The organism is Pseudomonas sp. Irchel s3f19, from assembly GCF_900187555.1.
In the GTDB taxonomy this organism is placed as follows: domain Bacteria; phylum Pseudomonadota; class Gammaproteobacteria; order Pseudomonadales; family Pseudomonadaceae; genus Aquipseudomonas; species Aquipseudomonas capeferrum.
Genome location: NZ_FYDW01000011.1, coordinates 1 through 16,036, shown reverse-complemented (window position 1 = coordinate 16,036; position 16,036 = coordinate 1). Strand labels below are relative to the sequence as shown.

Here is a 16,036-nt window from a genome sequence, read left to right as displayed (position 1 = left end):
TGTTACCTCCCGCGCCGTGTTTACTGGCCGCGTTGGTACAGCGGCTTGGGGAAGGCGACATAGCCGCGTTGGCGCATCAGCTCGCGGCGCAGGCCGTCGTGCGGTGTGAAGCGGTCGCGGCCGTGGAGCCAGAACAGATTATTGATCAAGACGAAGCTGCCCACCGCCACCGGCACGGACAGTTTCTTGTCGCTGCCCTCCAGCGATTCGGACAAGGCGTTCAACCAGACGCCTTCCTCGAAGTTTTCCGGCTGCACGAACTGGTCGATGTAGCGCATGGTCGGCCGGCCTTCAGCGTCGTTGTCGAATACCGAATGGAACACGTCCTCGGCCACGTTCTTGCTGGGCGGCGCGGTCCAGCGCATCTCGCGGCGCGCCAGCGGGTGGCGGAAGAACGCCTCGCACTGCTCCCAGTCGTCCAGGTGCAGCAGCAGCGAGTTGCCGCCTTCCATGTTCCTTTCGTCGATTTTCAGCATCAGCACGTAGTCGGTGATCTGATTCACGAAGGTGCCGTCGTTGTGCAGCTCCATGACGCGGTGCGGCTGGCGCAGGTAGCTGTCGGAGTTGTCGCTGTTCACCACCACGAAGCGGGCGTAGTACTGGCCGCTCATGGCGTCGTAGTTGGAGCGGCCGATCAGGTGCGCACAGGCGGTGGTGAACTTGACCATGTCCTCGGCCTGGCTCACGTCATCCAGCCCCAGCGGGGTGATCAGCATGCCGCCACTGGCGCGGTCGAGGATGGTGTTGAGCAGTACCGGGCGCAGCGTGCCCTGGCACAGCTCGTCGAGGATCTCGCCCACCCGAAAACGCAGAAACGACTTGTATTCCAGCGCCTGCACCGGCCACTGGGCCACAGCCTCGACGAACGCCTGCACGGTCTCGCGGGCAAAGGTCAGTTCAAGCAGACGAGGCGACTGCTTCGACGGGGCGATGGTGTAACCACGCGGTTCGAGCGGCAGCGGCAGCACAGGTTGGTTGATCTGCGTAAAAGCGTTCATGGCTAGGTCCTGGCAGAAAAAGGAGATAGCACGGTCCAGTCGTGATCTGGATCAGTGCGGGCGAAGCAAAAATATCGCCACCCGCTTAAAATGTCTACATTTTTATAAAACGAAGATACTCCGCCTGTATGTCCATTGTTTTTCGTCCGCCAGCGGTTTCGGTATGATCGGCAAAACGTTTTGAGGAACAGGACTTTGGAAGCGCTCGCTCCCCGACAAAACTCAGCATTCAGCGGGTATGAGAGGCTCAAGAAGGACATCATCCGCGGCGTGTTCAAGCCTGGGGAGAAGCTCTTGATGAGCACCCTCAAGGACCGCTACGAACTGGGAGTGGGGCCGCTGCGCGAGGCGCTTTCGCAGTTGGTGGCCGAGCACCTGGTGATTGTCATCAGCCAGAAAGGCTACCGTGTCGCGCCCATGTCACTGGCGGAGATGAACGACATCTACGATGCCCGCGCCAACCTGGAAGCCATGATCATCAGCCTGGCCATCGAACGCGGCGACGACGCTTGGGAAGCGTCGGTGCTGGCCTGTTCGCATACCCTGGCCAAAGTGGTGGAGGTGAAAACCCGCGAGCAACGGCTGGATGTGTGGGATGAACGGCACAAGGCGTTTCACACCGCCATCGCCTCGGGGTGCGGCTCCAAGCACCTGCTGCAGGCCCGCACCTACCTGTTCGACCAGGCTGAGCGTTACCGCCATTTGTGGCTGACGCAGACGGTGTTTTCCGAGCAGGCGCTTGAGCTCAAGCGCCAGGAGCATTCGGCGCTGGTCGAGGCGATCCTGGCCCGCGATGCCAAGCGCGCCAGCGCCATGATGCACTCGCACCTGATGACCCCGGTGCCGATCATTGCGCAGATCATGCACACCGAGGGCATCGGGCGGTCGTAGCGGCGGCCTTCAGGCCGCTGCCTGGCGCTGGGCCACAGGGTTCAGCGTTGGCGCTGAGATGTACATCGAACCAGGTAATGGTCGGCGTATCAGCTCGTCTTGTTTCGGCCAACCGAGAACTTCCCACCAAAAATCACGAGCAGGGTGCCGACTACCAGCAACGTATTCAACGTTTCTCTGAACACGAAAACACCGATCAACGAGGCAAATACCAACAACGCGTAATTGAATGGCTGCAGTGTCACGGCAGTCGTGAATTTCAATGCCTGTAGCAATAGCCCGTTGCGCACCCCTCCATTGAATGCCACATAACACAAGGCGAAGAGCAGGAAGACCCAGTAACGGACCATGACTAGTGTGGTGTTTCAGAAATAACGCTCATATTTTGGGCTAGACTTTTGAGCACTCAAAAGTACTGGAGCAACGATATGAAAACTGGCCGACCTGCTGTTCCCATTGAGTTGAGCGATGAAGAGCGCTCTGAGTTGCTTCGTCGCTCCCGGCAACGCAAGGGGCCTGCCGAATCACGAATTCGAGCCGAAATTATTTTGGCGTGCGCAAGCGGTGAGTCGGGTACTTCTATAGCCAACAGATTCGGTATTGGGAACACACCGTTTCGCGTTGGCGAGTGCGGTTCAGCCGACTGCGGCTCGATGGCCTGAATGACGAACAGCGCTCAGGCCGGCCTCGCAGCATCACTGATGAGCAAGTGCAAGCTGTCGTGGATCAGGTGCTGAAGTCCAAGCCGAAAGATGCCAGCCATTGGAGTACTCGCTCAATGAGTCAGGCGACTGGCATCTCTCCTGCCAGCGTGATGCGGATATGGCACGCTTTCGGACTAGGCCCTGACGAAAAGTTTTGTGGGAGCGGGCTTGTCCCGCGATGGAGTGCGAAGCGCTCCTGTACCCGATATCAAATGGTGTCAAAGAAGCCGCGAACTCAGGCTTTGCTGCCGCGTTGCGGCAGATCGCGGGGCAAGTCGGATCGCCGCACCGCCGCTCCCACAAAACTTTTCGTACAGAGCCAGTTGCGCGATAGGAAGGTCCTTGACCAGCACCTTGGTGATACCGTCCTGGGCTGCGAAGATGAACATTGAGAGCAGACAAAGGCAGAGGCCTATTCGCCTGCCACTGGTGTGGTTTGACACACTCGTTTGCTGAGTAACCGCGGTCATGCTTCGCTCCCCTGCCCTGTCAATCCGATGCCATCATGTTTTGAATTGCTTCAAGCGTGAGCGGACTCTGACGCGATCAGGTCACCCAGCGCAGCCTCAAGGGCAGCAAACTTGCCGCTCACCAGCCGCGCGAGGGGGCGACGCGGGATACCAGCACCGTAGCCGGTCAGTTCGGCAGCTGCGTACACAGACTGCACGTAATCACCCTGCCAGATCAGCGACATCACTGGCTCCAGCTTACGCCAGATCTCCCGGGCACCTACCCAGTCACCAGCCAGTGCGGCATTGACGAAGGCAACGCAGGTACGCGGCGCCATGTTGGCGCCACCCCAAATCAGTCCTGCGGCGCCCGCATACAAAGCGTAGGCAGCCAGGGGATCGGCGCCGTTCATGGTCGGCAAGCCCGTGCGCACCAGCGTTGCCTGGGCGATCAGGTCGCCACTGCTGTCCTTGACCGAAATGAAATTGGGGATTTCACTCAACTTGACGAACAGTTCAGAGCTCACTTCCACCCCGACCGCCTGCGGCACGTTGTAGCCAATGATGGGCAGGCCCGCCTGGGCAACGCTGCTATAGAAATCGATGATGCCCTGGTCGTCAGTCGGCCCCTCGAAAAATGGGGGTAACACCATTACCCCATCAGCACCGCAATCGGCGGCATGACGGGTGCGCTCCACCACTTCGTCAACCAGCAATGCAGAGGTCTGTACTATCACCTTGGCGCGACCATCAATGGCCTTGGCGCCGAAGGCTACGAGTTGCCTCGACTCTTCTCTGGTGAGGTACACATGCATGCCAGTGCCAGAGCTGAGCACAAAACTTTGTATGCCTGCGTGGAGGTAGCGCTCTATCAGATGTTCAAAACGGGCGAAGTCGATTTTGCCATCCGCGTCAAAGGGGGTGGTAATCGCCAAGTTGATACCGGGGAATGGAAATGCGGACATGCGCTACCTCTTGTAATTGTTAGCAGTGGGCAAATTCACACAACGTTGCGTGCAGTACCGAAACGTCTCTTGTATCAGGCACTCCGGACAGGATCAGGGATGAAGAATCGAGAGGGGCGTAGGGCCGGCCTTATCTATATCGCGGCATGGACAGACACGAGATTGATTCACACAGAAGCGGGTTCGACTCGCTCAAGGTCGCGCCGAACCCAATCAGGGCTTAACTCACGGACCGCAGTGCAATGGGGCCCTGCAGCCGCGTCAGCATGGTCTCGCAGTACCAGTCATCGAACTGGCAAACACCATTCTCGGCAATGTCGGAGAAGGGGCCAGGCTCGTACGTCGGCGAACTGACACCGGCATGGGTCCCCTCTACCAACTTGCGATCCTGATCATTGGTCGCGAGCCACACTTTGGTGAGCCGGTCTAGATCGTAATCAACGCCCTCCACGGCCGTTTTCGGCACCAGCCATTTGGTGGTGACCAAGGTTTCACCAGGGCCGATTGGCAGTACGCGGAAACTCAAGGCATGGTCGCCCAGGAAGTGGTTCCAGGTAGACGGATAATTGAAGTACAGCAGCGCGCCAATGTTCTCTTCGCCGCTCTGGTCCAGCCGGCCCGCAACGGCAGGCTTGCCATCCATGGTGTAGCTGACAGCACCCGCCGACAGCGGAATTCGTGTCATCCGGAAGCGGCCGTTCGGGTCCATAACCAATCGGCTAGGCATCCCCGCACGCTCACAACGATCCCAGTGCATAGCCAGTTCCGGGTCATCTTCCCCGCCGACGCCGGCTACCGAAAGATTTTCGACGAAGGAGTTCATCAACTCAGGGTGGGTACCATCGCAGTGGAAACACTCGCGGTTGTTTTCAAAGACGAGCTTCCAGTTGCCTTTTTCGATCAGGTTCGACTCGAATGCGACCTTGCAGTTATCCAGGAAGTGAGGGGCGATGAAAGGGCTTACCGAACTGCGGAAACTGTCAAAATCTGGCGCCGTTTCTGCGACGCACACGTAAATGTACGTGTGGACGATTTCACAGTGAACCGTCTTCAGGCCGTACTGAGTCTTGTCAAAATCGCTACCCATGTTACCTGCAAACAGCAGGCTGCCATCTAGCTCGAACGTCCACTTGTGGTAAGGGCAGACCATCTTGGCAACCTTGCCCTGAGCCTGCTCACAGACCTTTGCGCCGCGGTGACGACAGGCATTGTGGAAGGCACGAACCTTACCGTCCTTGCCCATTACCACGGCAACAGGATAGTCGCCAATCTGCAGGGTGAAATATTGACCCGGCTTCTCAATTTCAAAAGTATGGCCAGCGAATACCCAATCCGTGTGCCAGATATGTTCGAGATCGGCACGGTACACATCAGGGTCTATATAGAGTTCGCGGGGCAACGCATGGCGCGCTTTGCGCTTGTTAATCAGGCCAACAACGGACGCTTTGCTATTCATTATTATCCTCGCTTCATCAACCGCTCGGGCATGATAAACATGCCCTACTCATTATTCTTAGACTGCCATTCCGAAATGATCAGCTACCGGCCTCGGCGCTAACACCGTGAACACATAACAGCCATTGAACACGGCGTGCGGGCAATATTGACCCATGCTTGGATCAAGGCTAAGGCAGGCGCTGGAGTGCCGACAAACGACTTTTTCAACCCCGTATGGATAAGGGCAGGTTATGGGTCACTCGCTGGCCCAGACTGGGCGCTCAGACACTCCAGCGGGTGAATTTCGACAACACCCAGTCACGTACCCTGCGACACGCCTCGTCATAGTCCGTGCCTTCGCGGCATGCCAGATAGTGCAGGCTATTGCGCAACGTGACCTGCTCACGCACCGGGCGCACCAAAACCCCTCTGTCCACCATCGCGCTCACCAGCTGATTCCAACCCAAGGCGACGCCTTGATGGGTAAGCACCATGTTGATGATCAGGTTGTAGTCGTTGGCATGAAACAAAGGCGGGCTTTCGGGCGGGCGCTCGTCGATATCAATGTTCTGAAACGCCAGCCACACACTCCAATCCACATGCTCGGAAACGCCCGACCTGCCGAAAGGACTGAGATCAAGCAATGAACTGTCGCGCAATCCTTCAAGCGTTGCGACCTCTGGATGTTGCGCCAGGAAGGCGGGCGAGCAGACGGGATAGATGATGTCATGGCAAAGCGGATAACTCTTGTAGCCTGAGCCCACCTTGGAGACTTTGGAAATAATGATGTCAGGCTCAACACCTGGTTCCATGTTGACGAAATTCTGGGTAGTGAACAGATTGAGTTCAATATCAGGATTATTGATTCGGAATTCGGGCAGATGGTGCGAAAGCCAGAACGCTGAAAAAGCGGGCGAACAGCAGATTGTAAGTACGTGTTTGTCGGTCGGCGTACTGCGGATTCTATCCGCAGCGTGCGCGATGTTGACGAATGACATCTGAGCGGCCTCGAAGAAAATCGAGCCTGCGGGCGTCAGCTCAACCGTTCTCCCTACCCGGACGAACAGTTGCGCCCCCAAGAATGTTTCGAGCTCACGAATCTGGCGACTGATGGCCGCTTGGGAAACGCACAGGGCTTCGGCGGCACGGGTAAAACTTTGGTATTTGGCGGCGGCGACAAATGCCTTGACTGCCCTCAAAGATGGCATACGCAGCAGCAAGGTGTCTGGGTCAACGTGCCGGCTCAACATAATAGCTCCCTTACGATCAGGTCCAAAGGCGGCCGAGGTTATCCCAGCCGCTGCTTGGATGACTACACGGCTGTCGCGATTGCACTGAAGCTGTCGCCCGCATCACCGTCTATAACCTTAAGTTATCCATGAAGGCGTGTAAATGTTGGTGGTACTACACCCGAGATGCTTATAGATTTTTAAAAAAGCCCGTTTCCAGGCACACAACAATAAAAACCAGGAAAGCCCCTCATGTGTAAAACACACGTTCCACACTGCCCTTCCATGCCACTACCGCGCGTTATCAGTTCGTCAACGATAACGTCAACGGCACAAAACCCTGGAGGGAAACGATGACTCACGCTGACGAAATCCTGTCCGTCAAAAACATTTATAAAGTTTTTGGTCCCCACGCGGACGTCGCAATGAACATGGTGCATGCGGGCGCCAGTAAACATGAGGTATTCGAAAAAACCGGCCAAGTAATCGGCGTTTTCGATGCCACATTCTCAGTTAAACGCGGCGAAATATTCGTCATCATGGGGCTGTCTGGCTCCGGCAAGTCCACGATGGTTCGATTGTTCAATCGTCTCATCGAGCCTACGTCGGGCAGCATCTACCTGAACGGCAAGGAAATTACTGGCCTCTCGGACAAAGCCCTGCTGGACGTACGCCGCAAGGAAATGGGCATGGTGTTTCAATCTTTCGCCCTCATGCCACACATGAGCGTGTTGGAGAACACAGCCTTTGGCCTGGAGATTTCCGGCATCAGCGAGACCGAGCGCAACAAACGTGCTCGTGAAGCCCTTTGCCAAGTTGGCCTTGCTGGCCACGAGCACAGTTACCCGCACCAGCTCTCCGGGGGCATGCAGCAACGCGTGGGCCTCGCGCGAGCATTGGCTAATGACCCAACGATTCTGCTGATGGATGAGGCATTTTCTGCTCTCGACCCGCTGATCCGCAGTGAAATGCAGGGTGAACTGATTCGTCTGCAGGCTGAGCAGAAACGCACGATCATCTTCATTTCCCATGACATTGAGGAAGCCATCCGCATCGGCCATCGCATCGCGATCATGGAGGGTGGCCGTGTCGTGCAGATAGGCACCCCGCAGGAGCTCATCAACCAGCCGGCGAATGACTACGTGCGCACCTTCTTCAAGGGCTTCGACAGCTCGCGGGTATTGAAAGCAGGCGATGTCGCACGTTTGGATCCGTCAGCAACCTGCCGTGCCAATGGCAACTTACCCACCTTCGCAGCGGGCATCGACTTCGGTTACCTGCTCGGCGATCACGGGCAACTGCTGGCGGTTGTCGATGCACACGATGACAGCGCGAGCGAGGCCATCCGGCACCACGCCCACGAGCAGCACCCCGTCTACCTTGACACCCCTTTGCATGAAGTACTGAACATTGCAGCCAGCCTGCCATACCCCGTGCCGGTACTCGACCACCACGGAGTCTTCAGGGGAACAGTGTCGAAAAACCAACTTCTGCAGACCTTGAGCCGCAATTAATTAGCCACGGTCCTGAACGTCAAATACCCACAGCCGGACTACCGCTGTCTGTGGCAACGATTCACGAGGAGTGTGCAGATGTCCGAGTTCAGTTTCCTAGACCCTTTTCAGTCGGTTGCTATCCCGCTTGGCGATTGGGTCACCCATACACTCAATTTCCTGGTGCATCACTTCCGCGATGTCTTCCGTGGTATCCGCTGGCCGATCGATCAGGTGTTGAACGGCATCGAGTTCATTCTGCAAAGCATTCCGCCCAGTATCGGCATCCTGTTGTCGTCGCTGCTGGGCTGGCAGCTGGCGGGCAAGCGCATGGCACTGTTGTGTTTCATCACGCTGACCTTGCTCGGGTTGATCGGTGTCTGGTCTGCTTCGATGACCACCCTGGCCCTGGTACTGACCTCGGTATTTTTCTGCGCGCTTATCGGCATTCCGTTAGGGATCCTGTGTGCTCGCAGCAACCGCCTGGAGCAAGTGACACGGCCATTACTCGATGCCATGCAAACACTTCCCGCGTTCGTGTACCTGGTACCCGTGGTCATGCTGTTCGGTATTGGCAACGTGCCCGGTGTACTGGTCACCATCGTGTTTGCTCTGCCGCCGCTGGTACGCCTGACCAACCTGGGTATCCGACAAGTGCCGGAAGACAAGATCGAAGCTGCCCGCGCTTTCGGTTGCACACCACGGCAGATGTTGACCCGGGTGCAGCTCCCCCTTGCGACCTCGACCATCATGGCAGGGCTCAATCAGACGCTGATGCTGTCGCTGTCGATGGTCGTCATCGCCTCGATGATTTCGGTCGGCGGCCTTGGGCAGATGGTACTGCGCGGCATTGGCCGCCTGGACATGGGGCTCGCCACGGTTGGCGGTGTCGGCTTGGTGTTGCTGGCAATTTTCCTTGACCGGCTAACCCAAGCCATGGGTGCGCGTACCGCTGCCGACCCTAGCCTGCGCTGGTATCACACTGGCCCGGTGGGCCTGATCACCCGCCTGTATGGTGCGGGCAGACCCGCAAGGCAGCCGCACTCAGCCTGACCGCCCAACAGGCCTGCATTCAAAACAATGACCAAAACAAGGTAAGCGACGATGTCTGAATTCAAACTTCTGCGCGCCCTCCTGCAAGGCGCGGGCGCCGTGTCACTTTCACTGGCAGCATTGTGCGCAAACGCGTCAGCAGACCAACCCGGTGAGGGCGTCAAGGTCACACCGATCTTCCCACCTATCGCAGAGGAACGTTTTCGCGGCGAGGTAGCCATGGCTGGCTTGAGGGCGCTCGGTTACAAGGTCGAGGAACCCAAGGAAACCGAGTACGGCGTGATGATGATGGCGCTGGCCAACGGTGACGCAGACTTCACCGTGCACCTGTGGGACACGTTGCACGGCAAGTTCTACCAGCAGGCCGGTGGCGACGACGTGATGGTGAAAACAGGAGAAATCATGCCTGGGGTGCTTCAGGGCTACCTGATCGACAAAAAAACCGCCGATGCCCATAACATCAAGTACATCACAGACTTGAAAAACCCGGAGATCGCCAAGCTGTTCGACACCGATGGCGATGGCAAGGCAGACCTGACCGGCTGCAACCCGGGCTGGGGCTGCGAGCTGATCATTGATCATCAGATCAAAGCCTATGGCCTGAGCAAGACCGTACACGTCAACCAAGGCTCCTACTTCGCCCTGATGGCAGACACCATCACGCGTTATAAGGAAGGAAAGCCCATCCTCTACTTCACCTGGGTGCCGCAATGGATAGCCACCGTGCTGGTTGAGGACAAGGATGTGGTTTGGCTCGAGGTGCCGAAAACGGATCTGCCGGACGGCAACAACAATGTCGATACCACGTATAAAGGCAAAAACCTTGGCTTCGCGGTCGACAAGGTAGAAGCCGTGCTCAACAAGGACTTCGCCAAAGAGAACCCTGCAGCGCTGAAATTCCTGTCGCTCATGCAGATCAGCACCGCAGATGAGAGTGCGCAGAACCTCAAGATGCAACAGGGTGAGAAGAAACCTGCCGATGTTCAGCGCCATGCGCAGGAATGGGTCGCAGCGCACCGCCAGCAATTTGATGCATGGCTGCAGTCTGCCCGCGCCGCAGCCACGCAGGCGAGTAACTGAAACCGCAGAAGTGAAGCAGGTTGAACCTGCTTCACAGCCCTCACCGCTCGTCCCGGCCAGCCCTGCCGCGCGATTCTGCAAGCGGCACGCCCACCCGATCCGGCGTCAGGGAAATTCATCAGAACAATAAACACATAGCCTGGAGACCATGATGTCATCGCCTTTTTCCATTACCGCTGATGCGCGTCGTATCGATCCTGCCAGGCGCCGTGCTACAGCGCTCAAAGCAGATGGTTCGGTTGATGACAACGATCGGAGCGAGATCGGTCCGACACCCTTGGCCTTTGCCGAGTGGGAGCAACTTGGGTTGCAGCCCCCTCACCTACCGACCATGAGGGAGTACCGGTTGGCTCGCATTCGAGCACAACTGGTCGAGCGCGACCTGGCGGGTGTGTTGCTGTTCGATCCCCTTAATATCCGCTACGCCACTGACACCACCAACATGCAACTATGGACCACCCATAACCCAGCACGCGCGTGCTTCGTGGCGGCTAGCGGCCACGTGGTGCTATGGGACTTCCATGGCTGCGACCACCTCAGCGCACACCTTCCACTGGTCACGGAGCTGCGCAGCGGCGCATCGTTCTTCTACTTTGAAACCGGTGATCGTACCGAAGAGCACGCGCGTCGATTCGCCGCGCAGGTTGATGAGCTGCTGCGCGCGCACGCCGGCACCAATCGCCGTCTCGCCGTGGACCGAATAGAAGTTGCGGGCGTTCGCGCACTGGATGCATTGGGCGTACAGCTTTTCAATGGTCAAGAGGTGACCGAATTCGCCCGGCTGATCAAGGGGCCTGATGAAATCAAAGCCATGCGTTGCGCGGTAGCATCCTGCGAAGCAGCGGTGGCTGAAATGCAGCAAACCATGCGCGCAGGCCTCACCGAAAATGATATCTGGTCAGCGCTGCATGCAGGCAATATCCGCCGGGGTGGCGAATGGATAGAAACGCGCATTCTCAGTTCCGGCCCCCGCACCAACCCCTGGTTTCAGGAGTCTGGGCCGCGCGTCCTCAGCGATGGCGACTTGCTGTCGTTTGATACTGACCTGATCGGCGTTTATGGCATGTGCGTGGACATGTCTCGCAGTTGGATCTGTGGAGGCCGGGAGCCGACGGCCGAGCAAAAGCGCTTATACCGTATCGCGTACGAGCACATCATGCATAACACTGAGTTGGTCAAACCGGGCGTGCGTTTCACCGATCTCTCAGCGAGCGCCCACCGGCTGCCTGAGTCGTGTCGTGCTCAGCGCTATGGCGTGCTTTTTCATGGTGTTGGGCTCTGTGACGAGTATCCCAGCATTCGCTATCCAGAGGATGTCGAATCTTATGGTTACGAAGGGGAGCTGCAGCCCGGCATGGCATTGTGCGTAGAGGCCTACATCGGCGAGGTGGGGGGGCGTGATGGCATCAAGCTTGAGAACCAGTTGCTGGTCACCGAAACCGGGTATGAGCTACTTACGCACTACCCATTCGACGACAGCTTCCTGCGAGATTGAGTACCGTTAGAACTTTAAGCCGTCCAATGGATAACCATGAGTTATCCATTGGCGACCAGAAATGTTGCTGGACGTTAAGGGCGCTCAATAATAAATTTCAATGCATCTCTGCAGGCATCGACTTCGTGCACATAAAAACAATGTAAGCGCCTAGAGCGTAAATTGCTCACGGCCCAGCCTAGGCGGTAGCGTCATGAAAAGTTTATCCACCGGTTTCAGTGCAACCTTCGCAGATCGTAATCTGCAATATACCCGACCCGGCGGAACATCTCCGACCTTATCAAAAGTCGGCTTTCTACTTCTGGATAACTTTTCGCTGCCATGCTTTACCCAGGCGCTTGATGTTTTGGTGACCGCGAATGTCATCCGGCCCGGTTCCATCCGCATTCATACCTTTAGCCACAATCACGCGGAGGTCATGAGTGACCTTTCTATTCCTATAAGACCTGACACCCCACTTACTGATATCCGCCTTGCCGACCTTGACCTGATCATCATCTGCGGGGGGTTGAGATCACCCCGGACAGTCCCGGCTTGGATCAATACGTTGCTGCTCAAGCTCGCCAACCTTCCCATCACGCTGGGGGGGCTTTGGAATGGTGCCTGGTACCTGGGCAGAGCTGGCTTGCTGGACGGTTATCGTTGTGCCATTCATCCCGAACAGCGCCTCGCCCTGTCCGAAGGCTCACCGCATGCAAGCGTGACATTGGACAGTCTGGTGCTTGATCGGGACCGCGTCACTGCCGCGACCCCGGCCGGTGCCTTTCAGATGATGATCAAATGGTTGGAGAAATGCGCGGGCCGTACCCTTGCAGACGCCGTCATCGATTTACTTGATTACGATCAATCGCGAATCCGCAGTATAGAAACCACCCACACTAAAAAGCTGACTGGCCGCCTTCGCGAACTCGTCAAATTGATGGAGGCAAACCTGGAGGACCCTCTGGACCCTGTCCAACTTTCCCGCTGCGTCGGCCTTTCGCGGAGGCAGATGGAACGGCTCTTTCAAGGTCAGCTCTCAACAACGCCACAGAAATATTACCTGGAACTTAGAATTACCGAAGCAAGGCGCCTTATTCAGAATTCGAAGTCTTCCCTCATGGATGTGGCACTTGCCTGCGGCTTCGTGTCTTCCAGCCACTTCAGTAGAAATTACAGCCGATTATTTGGATACCCGCCCTCAAAAGAACTTCGCTATGAACTGTAGCGCCCGCTGTATCCCGCCAAGTCCATACAGCGAGAACCAGGACTCAACCCATGACAAAAATAACATCCCTGCCTGCTGACGATAACACCTGTGGCTGGTACCACTTGAGCAAGGGTCGGCAAGTAAAGCCGGGCCATCAAGGGCATACCCAAGCCCGGTGGGTAATCGTGGGCGCCGGTTACACCGGATTGGCCGCGGCTCGCCAACTGGCGTCGCATTTTCCAGACCAGCCGATCGTGCTCATCGAGGCACAGGAAGTCGGTTTTGGCACGTCCGGACGCAACGCAGGTTTCGCCATTGACCTGCCCCATGACATCGGCGCTGAAGACTATATAGGCGATATCGCAACTGCCAAGACCACCCTGAAGCTCAATCTCAGTGGTCAGTCTTACCTCAAGGCGTTGGTAGAACGCTTCAAGATCGATTGCCAGATGAAACACTGCGGCAAGTACCAGGCGGCGGTGGAAAAACGGGGGATAGCCGTACTCGACGCCTATCGAAATGGCCTCGACAAGTTGGGGCAACCCTACCAGATGATCGAAGCAGATGAGTTGCCTGAGCACATTGGAACTCGTTTTTACCGTAAGGCGTTGTTCACCCCCGGTACGTCACTGATCCAGCCGTCAGCGTTGGTCAAAGGGCTGGCCGACTCGCTTCCCGCCAATGTCACCCTTTATGAGAACACCCCAATCACCGACATCGAGTACGGTGAGAAGACCGTCCTCAAACATGCGCACGGGTCCATTACCGCAGACAAGCTGATCTTGGCCAACAACGCGTTCGGGATGAGTTTCGGTTTTCTCAAAGGTCGGATGCTACCGGTATTCACCTACGCCAGCCTCACGCGCCCCATGACTGAAGAAGAACAGCTACGCCTTGGCGGAAAACCCTACTGGGGGCTGATTCCGGCAGACCCGTTTGGTACCACGGTAAGGCGCACACCAGACAATCGAATTCTTATTCGCAACAGCTTCAGCTTCCACCCCAACGGGCGAAGTGACGCCAGATACCTGCATCGATTCGTCAACCGTCACAGGACCTCTTTCGAACGCCGTTTCCCGATGCTTCCCGGCCTCCCCTTCGAATATACCTGGGGTGGTGCGCTGGCCTTATCGCGCAACCACGAGGGCTATTTTGGTGAGCTGCGGCCCAATGTCTACGGGGCCTTGGGATGTAACGGGCTGGGTGTGACCCGCGGTACCGCGACTGGAAAGCTGATGGCTGACTGGCTGGCGGGCGAGCGCTCGGAGCTAATCGACTTCGTGCTCGGCTCTGCGGGGCCTTGTGCCAATCCGCCTCCAGCGCTGGTATCACTGGGGGTCAATCTGAACTTGAAATGGGGTCAGTACCGAGCAGGCCAGGAGAGCTGACCGCACCCGGACTGCCAGCTGTACATTCCAACAACAATAAAACTGCCATCGCTCATTGAGTTTTTGAGGAGGCCTCGACCGCACGACGGCAACGTTATGTGGATTCGCTCTGCCCTAACCAAAAAAGCAATATCAGGTACAAGAATGACAAGCCCGCATATTTCAGTTGAAGATGTTCCGCTCAATACGTTTCACAAACTACTCACCCTGCGCTCGGGTGGGGGATCGTTCGTTGATGGTTACGTCCTGAGCATTATTGGTGTGGCCCTTGCCTCTATTTCAGGATCCTTGGCACTGACCAGCTTTTGGCAGGGCATGATCGCCGCTTCGGCGCTGATCGGTATCTTCTTCGGTGGCTTCCTCGGCGGCTGGCTCACCGACCGGTTGGGCCGAAAGCGCTTGTTCTTCGTCGGCCCGATCCTGTTCGTAGTGGCTTCCGTTGCCCAGTACTGGGCAGATACAGCGTTGGCTATCTTCCTGCTGAGGTTAATGATCGGTATTGCCGTCGGTATCGAGTACCCGGTTGCCACCTCGCTGCTCGTCGAGTTCATGCCCAGGAAGTACCGTGGCCCTCGCCTGGCCATGCTGACGATCCTCTGGTTTGCAGGGGCTGCATGCGCATACATGGTGGGCGAAGTGATCTTGAGATTCGGTGGTGATGATGCCTGGCGCTGGGTGCTGGCAAGCTCGGCGATCATTGGCCTTGGTTTGTTCCTGGTACGGCTGGGCACGCCAGAATCACCCCGCTGGTTGTTGAGCAAAGGCCGGGGCGCAGAGGCCGAGGCCATCATCAAACAAGTCTATGGTGATGATTTCTCGCTGAAGAACCTGCCCGAACAGGATAGCCAGTACAAAGTTACCATCTGGAACCTGCTGTACGCCGGCTATGGCGCCAGGATGCTGTTCGTCATCGTTTTCTGGACCTGCTGCATCATTCCGCTTTTTGCTGTTTACGCCTTCGCGCCGAAGGTTCTGGGGGCGATGAATGTCAGCGGCGACAGCGCTTCGATCGGCTCCGTACTGATTACCTTGTTCTTCGTGGTTGGCTGCATCATCGCCACAAAGATCATCAACCGGATCGGCCGCCGAAGCATGCTCCTCTACAGCTTCCTGTTTTCAGGGCTAGCCTTGCTATGCCTGGGTGCCTTCCACGCCAGTGCCGGTATCTGGATCCTGCTGTTCTTTGCTGTCTATGCCTTGTTCATCGGCGGCGCACAAGTACTCACCCTGGTGTACCCCAACGAAATATTCCCGACTGAGATTCGCGCATTCGCAGTTGGCGTAGGTACATCGTTTTCGCGCATCGGAGCGGCAATCGGAACCTATCTGGTACCCATTTCACTCGACGTGCTCGGCATCGGCCAAACCATGTATGTGGCTGCAGCCATCACGTTGGTAGGGCTGCTGCTGTCCTGGATGCTGGCCCCGGAAACCCGTTCGCTCAACCTTCAGCAGGCAGCCTCTCTAGGTTGATCCAAACACCCCGCGCTGACCGGGTCAGCGCTGACTAACAGTGATAGTGACTGGAGCGATATCAATGAAATTCGAAGGCATCTACACCCCGGCAATCACTCCGCTGGCTGCGGACGGTTCGATCGACAAGGCGGCGTTCGCCGAAGTGCTCGATTACCTGGTCGAATCGAAAATCCACGGCGTGATCATCGG

The 16,036-nt window shown here is 57.0% G+C and carries 14 protein-coding genes and 1 pseudogene; 10 read left to right on the top strand and 5 right to left on the bottom strand.

What is annotated here, in order from left to right:
• Nucleotides 1–20 precede the first annotated feature (20 nt).
• Complete coding sequence (gene glaH, locus CKW22_RS21180) at nucleotides 21–998, bottom strand: glutarate dioxygenase GlaH (protein WP_033697526.1); 978 nt, start codon at nucleotides 996–998, stop codon at nucleotides 21–23.
• Between the two features lie 195 nt (nucleotides 999–1,193).
• On the opposite strand from glaH, the gene csiR reads away from it, so the two are divergent.
• On the top strand, nucleotides 1,194–1,889 hold the full coding sequence (gene csiR / locus CKW22_RS21175) for a DNA-binding transcriptional regulator CsiR (protein WP_047583363.1): 696 nt from the start codon (nucleotides 1,194–1,196) through the stop codon (nucleotides 1,887–1,889).
• 89 nt (nucleotides 1,890–1,978) lie between these two features.
• On the opposite strand, the gene CKW22_RS21170 is transcribed toward csiR, so the two are convergent.
• On the bottom strand, nucleotides 1,979–2,239 hold the full coding sequence (locus CKW22_RS21170) for an EamA family transporter (RefSeq protein WP_047583364.1): 261 nt from the start codon (nucleotides 2,237–2,239) through the stop codon (nucleotides 1,979–1,981).
• Between the two features lie 78 nt (nucleotides 2,240–2,317).
• On the opposite strand from CKW22_RS21170, the pseudogene CKW22_RS21165 reads away from it, so the two are divergent.
• Nucleotides 2,318–2,736: pseudogene (locus tag CKW22_RS21165) on the top strand (helix-turn-helix domain-containing protein); the annotation flags it as partial.
• Between the two features lie 377 nt (nucleotides 2,737–3,113).
• On the opposite strand, the gene CKW22_RS21155 reads toward CKW22_RS21165, so the two are convergent.
• The 3 genes from CKW22_RS21155 to CKW22_RS21145 form a co-directional block, all read right to left on the bottom strand.
• Nucleotides 3,114–4,007 carry a dihydrodipicolinate synthase family protein gene (locus CKW22_RS21155; RefSeq protein ID WP_095065023.1) on the bottom strand — a complete coding sequence of 298 codons (894 nt, stop codon included), beginning with the start codon at nucleotides 4,005–4,007 and terminating at the stop codon, nucleotides 3,114–3,116.
• Between the two features lie 220 nt (nucleotides 4,008–4,227).
• Entirely contained in the window at nucleotides 4,228–5,463 is a 1,236-nt protein-coding gene (locus tag CKW22_RS21150; RefSeq protein ID WP_033697520.1) for an SRPBCC family protein, read from the bottom strand.
• A gap of 262 nt (nucleotides 5,464–5,725) precedes the next feature.
• Nucleotides 5,726–6,691, bottom strand: coding sequence for a LysR family transcriptional regulator (locus tag CKW22_RS21145; RefSeq protein ID WP_033700014.1), 966 nt, complete (start codon nucleotides 6,689–6,691; stop codon nucleotides 5,726–5,728).
• A 335-nt stretch (nucleotides 6,692–7,026) separates the two neighbouring features.
• Here CKW22_RS21145 and CKW22_RS21140 point away from each other — a divergent pair, with 335 nt between their 5' ends.
• The 8 genes from CKW22_RS21140 to CKW22_RS21105 all read left to right on the top strand — a co-directional run.
• Entirely contained in the window at nucleotides 7,027–8,187 is a 1,161-nt protein-coding gene (locus CKW22_RS21140; RefSeq protein ID WP_033697519.1) for a glycine betaine/L-proline ABC transporter ATP-binding protein, read from the top strand.
• A 48-nt stretch (nucleotides 8,188–8,235) separates the two neighbouring features.
• The gene (gene proW, locus CKW22_RS21135) at nucleotides 8,236–9,219 is read left to right on the top strand and encodes a glycine betaine/L-proline ABC transporter permease ProW (RefSeq protein WP_227697302.1); all 984 of its coding nucleotides are present in this window, start codon (nucleotides 8,236–8,238) and stop codon (nucleotides 9,217–9,219) included.
• 51 nt (nucleotides 9,220–9,270) lie between these two features.
• Nucleotides 9,271–10,299, top strand: coding sequence for a glycine betaine/L-proline ABC transporter substrate-binding protein ProX (gene proX / locus CKW22_RS21130; RefSeq protein ID WP_033697516.1), 1,029 nt, complete (start codon nucleotides 9,271–9,273; stop codon nucleotides 10,297–10,299).
• A 151-nt stretch (nucleotides 10,300–10,450) separates the two neighbouring features.
• Entirely contained in the window at nucleotides 10,451–11,794 is a 1,344-nt protein-coding gene (gene dddP, locus CKW22_RS21125) for a dimethylsulfonioproprionate lyase DddP (protein ID WP_047583983.1), read from the top strand.
• Between the two features lie 193 nt (nucleotides 11,795–11,987).
• Nucleotides 11,988–13,001, top strand: coding sequence for a GlxA family transcriptional regulator (locus CKW22_RS21120; RefSeq protein ID WP_095065021.1), 1,014 nt, complete (start codon nucleotides 11,988–11,990; stop codon nucleotides 12,999–13,001).
• A gap of 50 nt (nucleotides 13,002–13,051) precedes the next feature.
• Nucleotides 13,052–14,371: an FAD-binding oxidoreductase gene (locus CKW22_RS21115; protein ID WP_033697513.1), complete on the top strand. Its 1,320-nt coding sequence runs from the start codon at nucleotides 13,052–13,054 to the stop codon at nucleotides 14,369–14,371.
• Between the two features lie 144 nt (nucleotides 14,372–14,515).
• Nucleotides 14,516–15,844 carry an MFS transporter gene (locus tag CKW22_RS21110; protein WP_033697512.1) on the top strand — a complete coding sequence of 443 codons (1,329 nt, stop codon included), beginning with the start codon at nucleotides 14,516–14,518 and terminating at the stop codon, nucleotides 15,842–15,844.
• A gap of 64 nt (nucleotides 15,845–15,908) precedes the next feature.
• Nucleotides 15,909–16,036: dihydrodipicolinate synthase family protein (locus CKW22_RS21105; RefSeq protein ID WP_177447958.1), on the top strand; the 128-nt coding region annotated here is incomplete at its 3' end.

Excerpts from the sequence above, each read along its gene's own strand:
- glaH (WP_033697526.1), bottom strand. The coding sequence starts at position 998 with ATGAACGCTTTTACGCAGATCAACCAACCTGTGCTGCCGCTGCCGCTC.
- CKW22_RS21170 (WP_047583364.1), bottom strand. The coding sequence starts at position 2,239 with ATGGTCCGTTACTGGGTCTTCCTGCTCTTCGCCTTGTGTTATGTGGCA.
- CKW22_RS21155 (WP_095065023.1), bottom strand. The coding sequence starts at position 4,007 with ATGTCCGCATTTCCATTCCCCGGTATCAACTTGGCGATTACCACCCCC.
- CKW22_RS21150 (WP_033697520.1), bottom strand. The coding sequence starts at position 5,463 with ATGAATAGCAAAGCGTCCGTTGTTGGCCTGATTAACAAGCGCAAAGCG.
- CKW22_RS21140 (WP_033697519.1), top strand. The coding sequence starts at position 7,027 with ATGACTCACGCTGACGAAATCCTGTCCGTCAAAAACATTTATAAAGTT.
- proX (WP_033697516.1), top strand. The coding sequence starts at position 9,271 with ATGTCTGAATTCAAACTTCTGCGCGCCCTCCTGCAAGGCGCGGGCGCC.
- dddP (WP_047583983.1), top strand. The coding sequence starts at position 10,451 with ATGTCATCGCCTTTTTCCATTACCGCTGATGCGCGTCGTATCGATCCT.
- CKW22_RS21120 (WP_095065021.1), top strand. The coding sequence starts at position 11,988 with ATGAAAAGTTTATCCACCGGTTTCAGTGCAACCTTCGCAGATCGTAAT.
- CKW22_RS21115 (WP_033697513.1), top strand. The coding sequence starts at position 13,052 with ATGACAAAAATAACATCCCTGCCTGCTGACGATAACACCTGTGGCTGG.
- CKW22_RS21110 (WP_033697512.1), top strand. The coding sequence starts at position 14,516 with ATGACAAGCCCGCATATTTCAGTTGAAGATGTTCCGCTCAATACGTTT.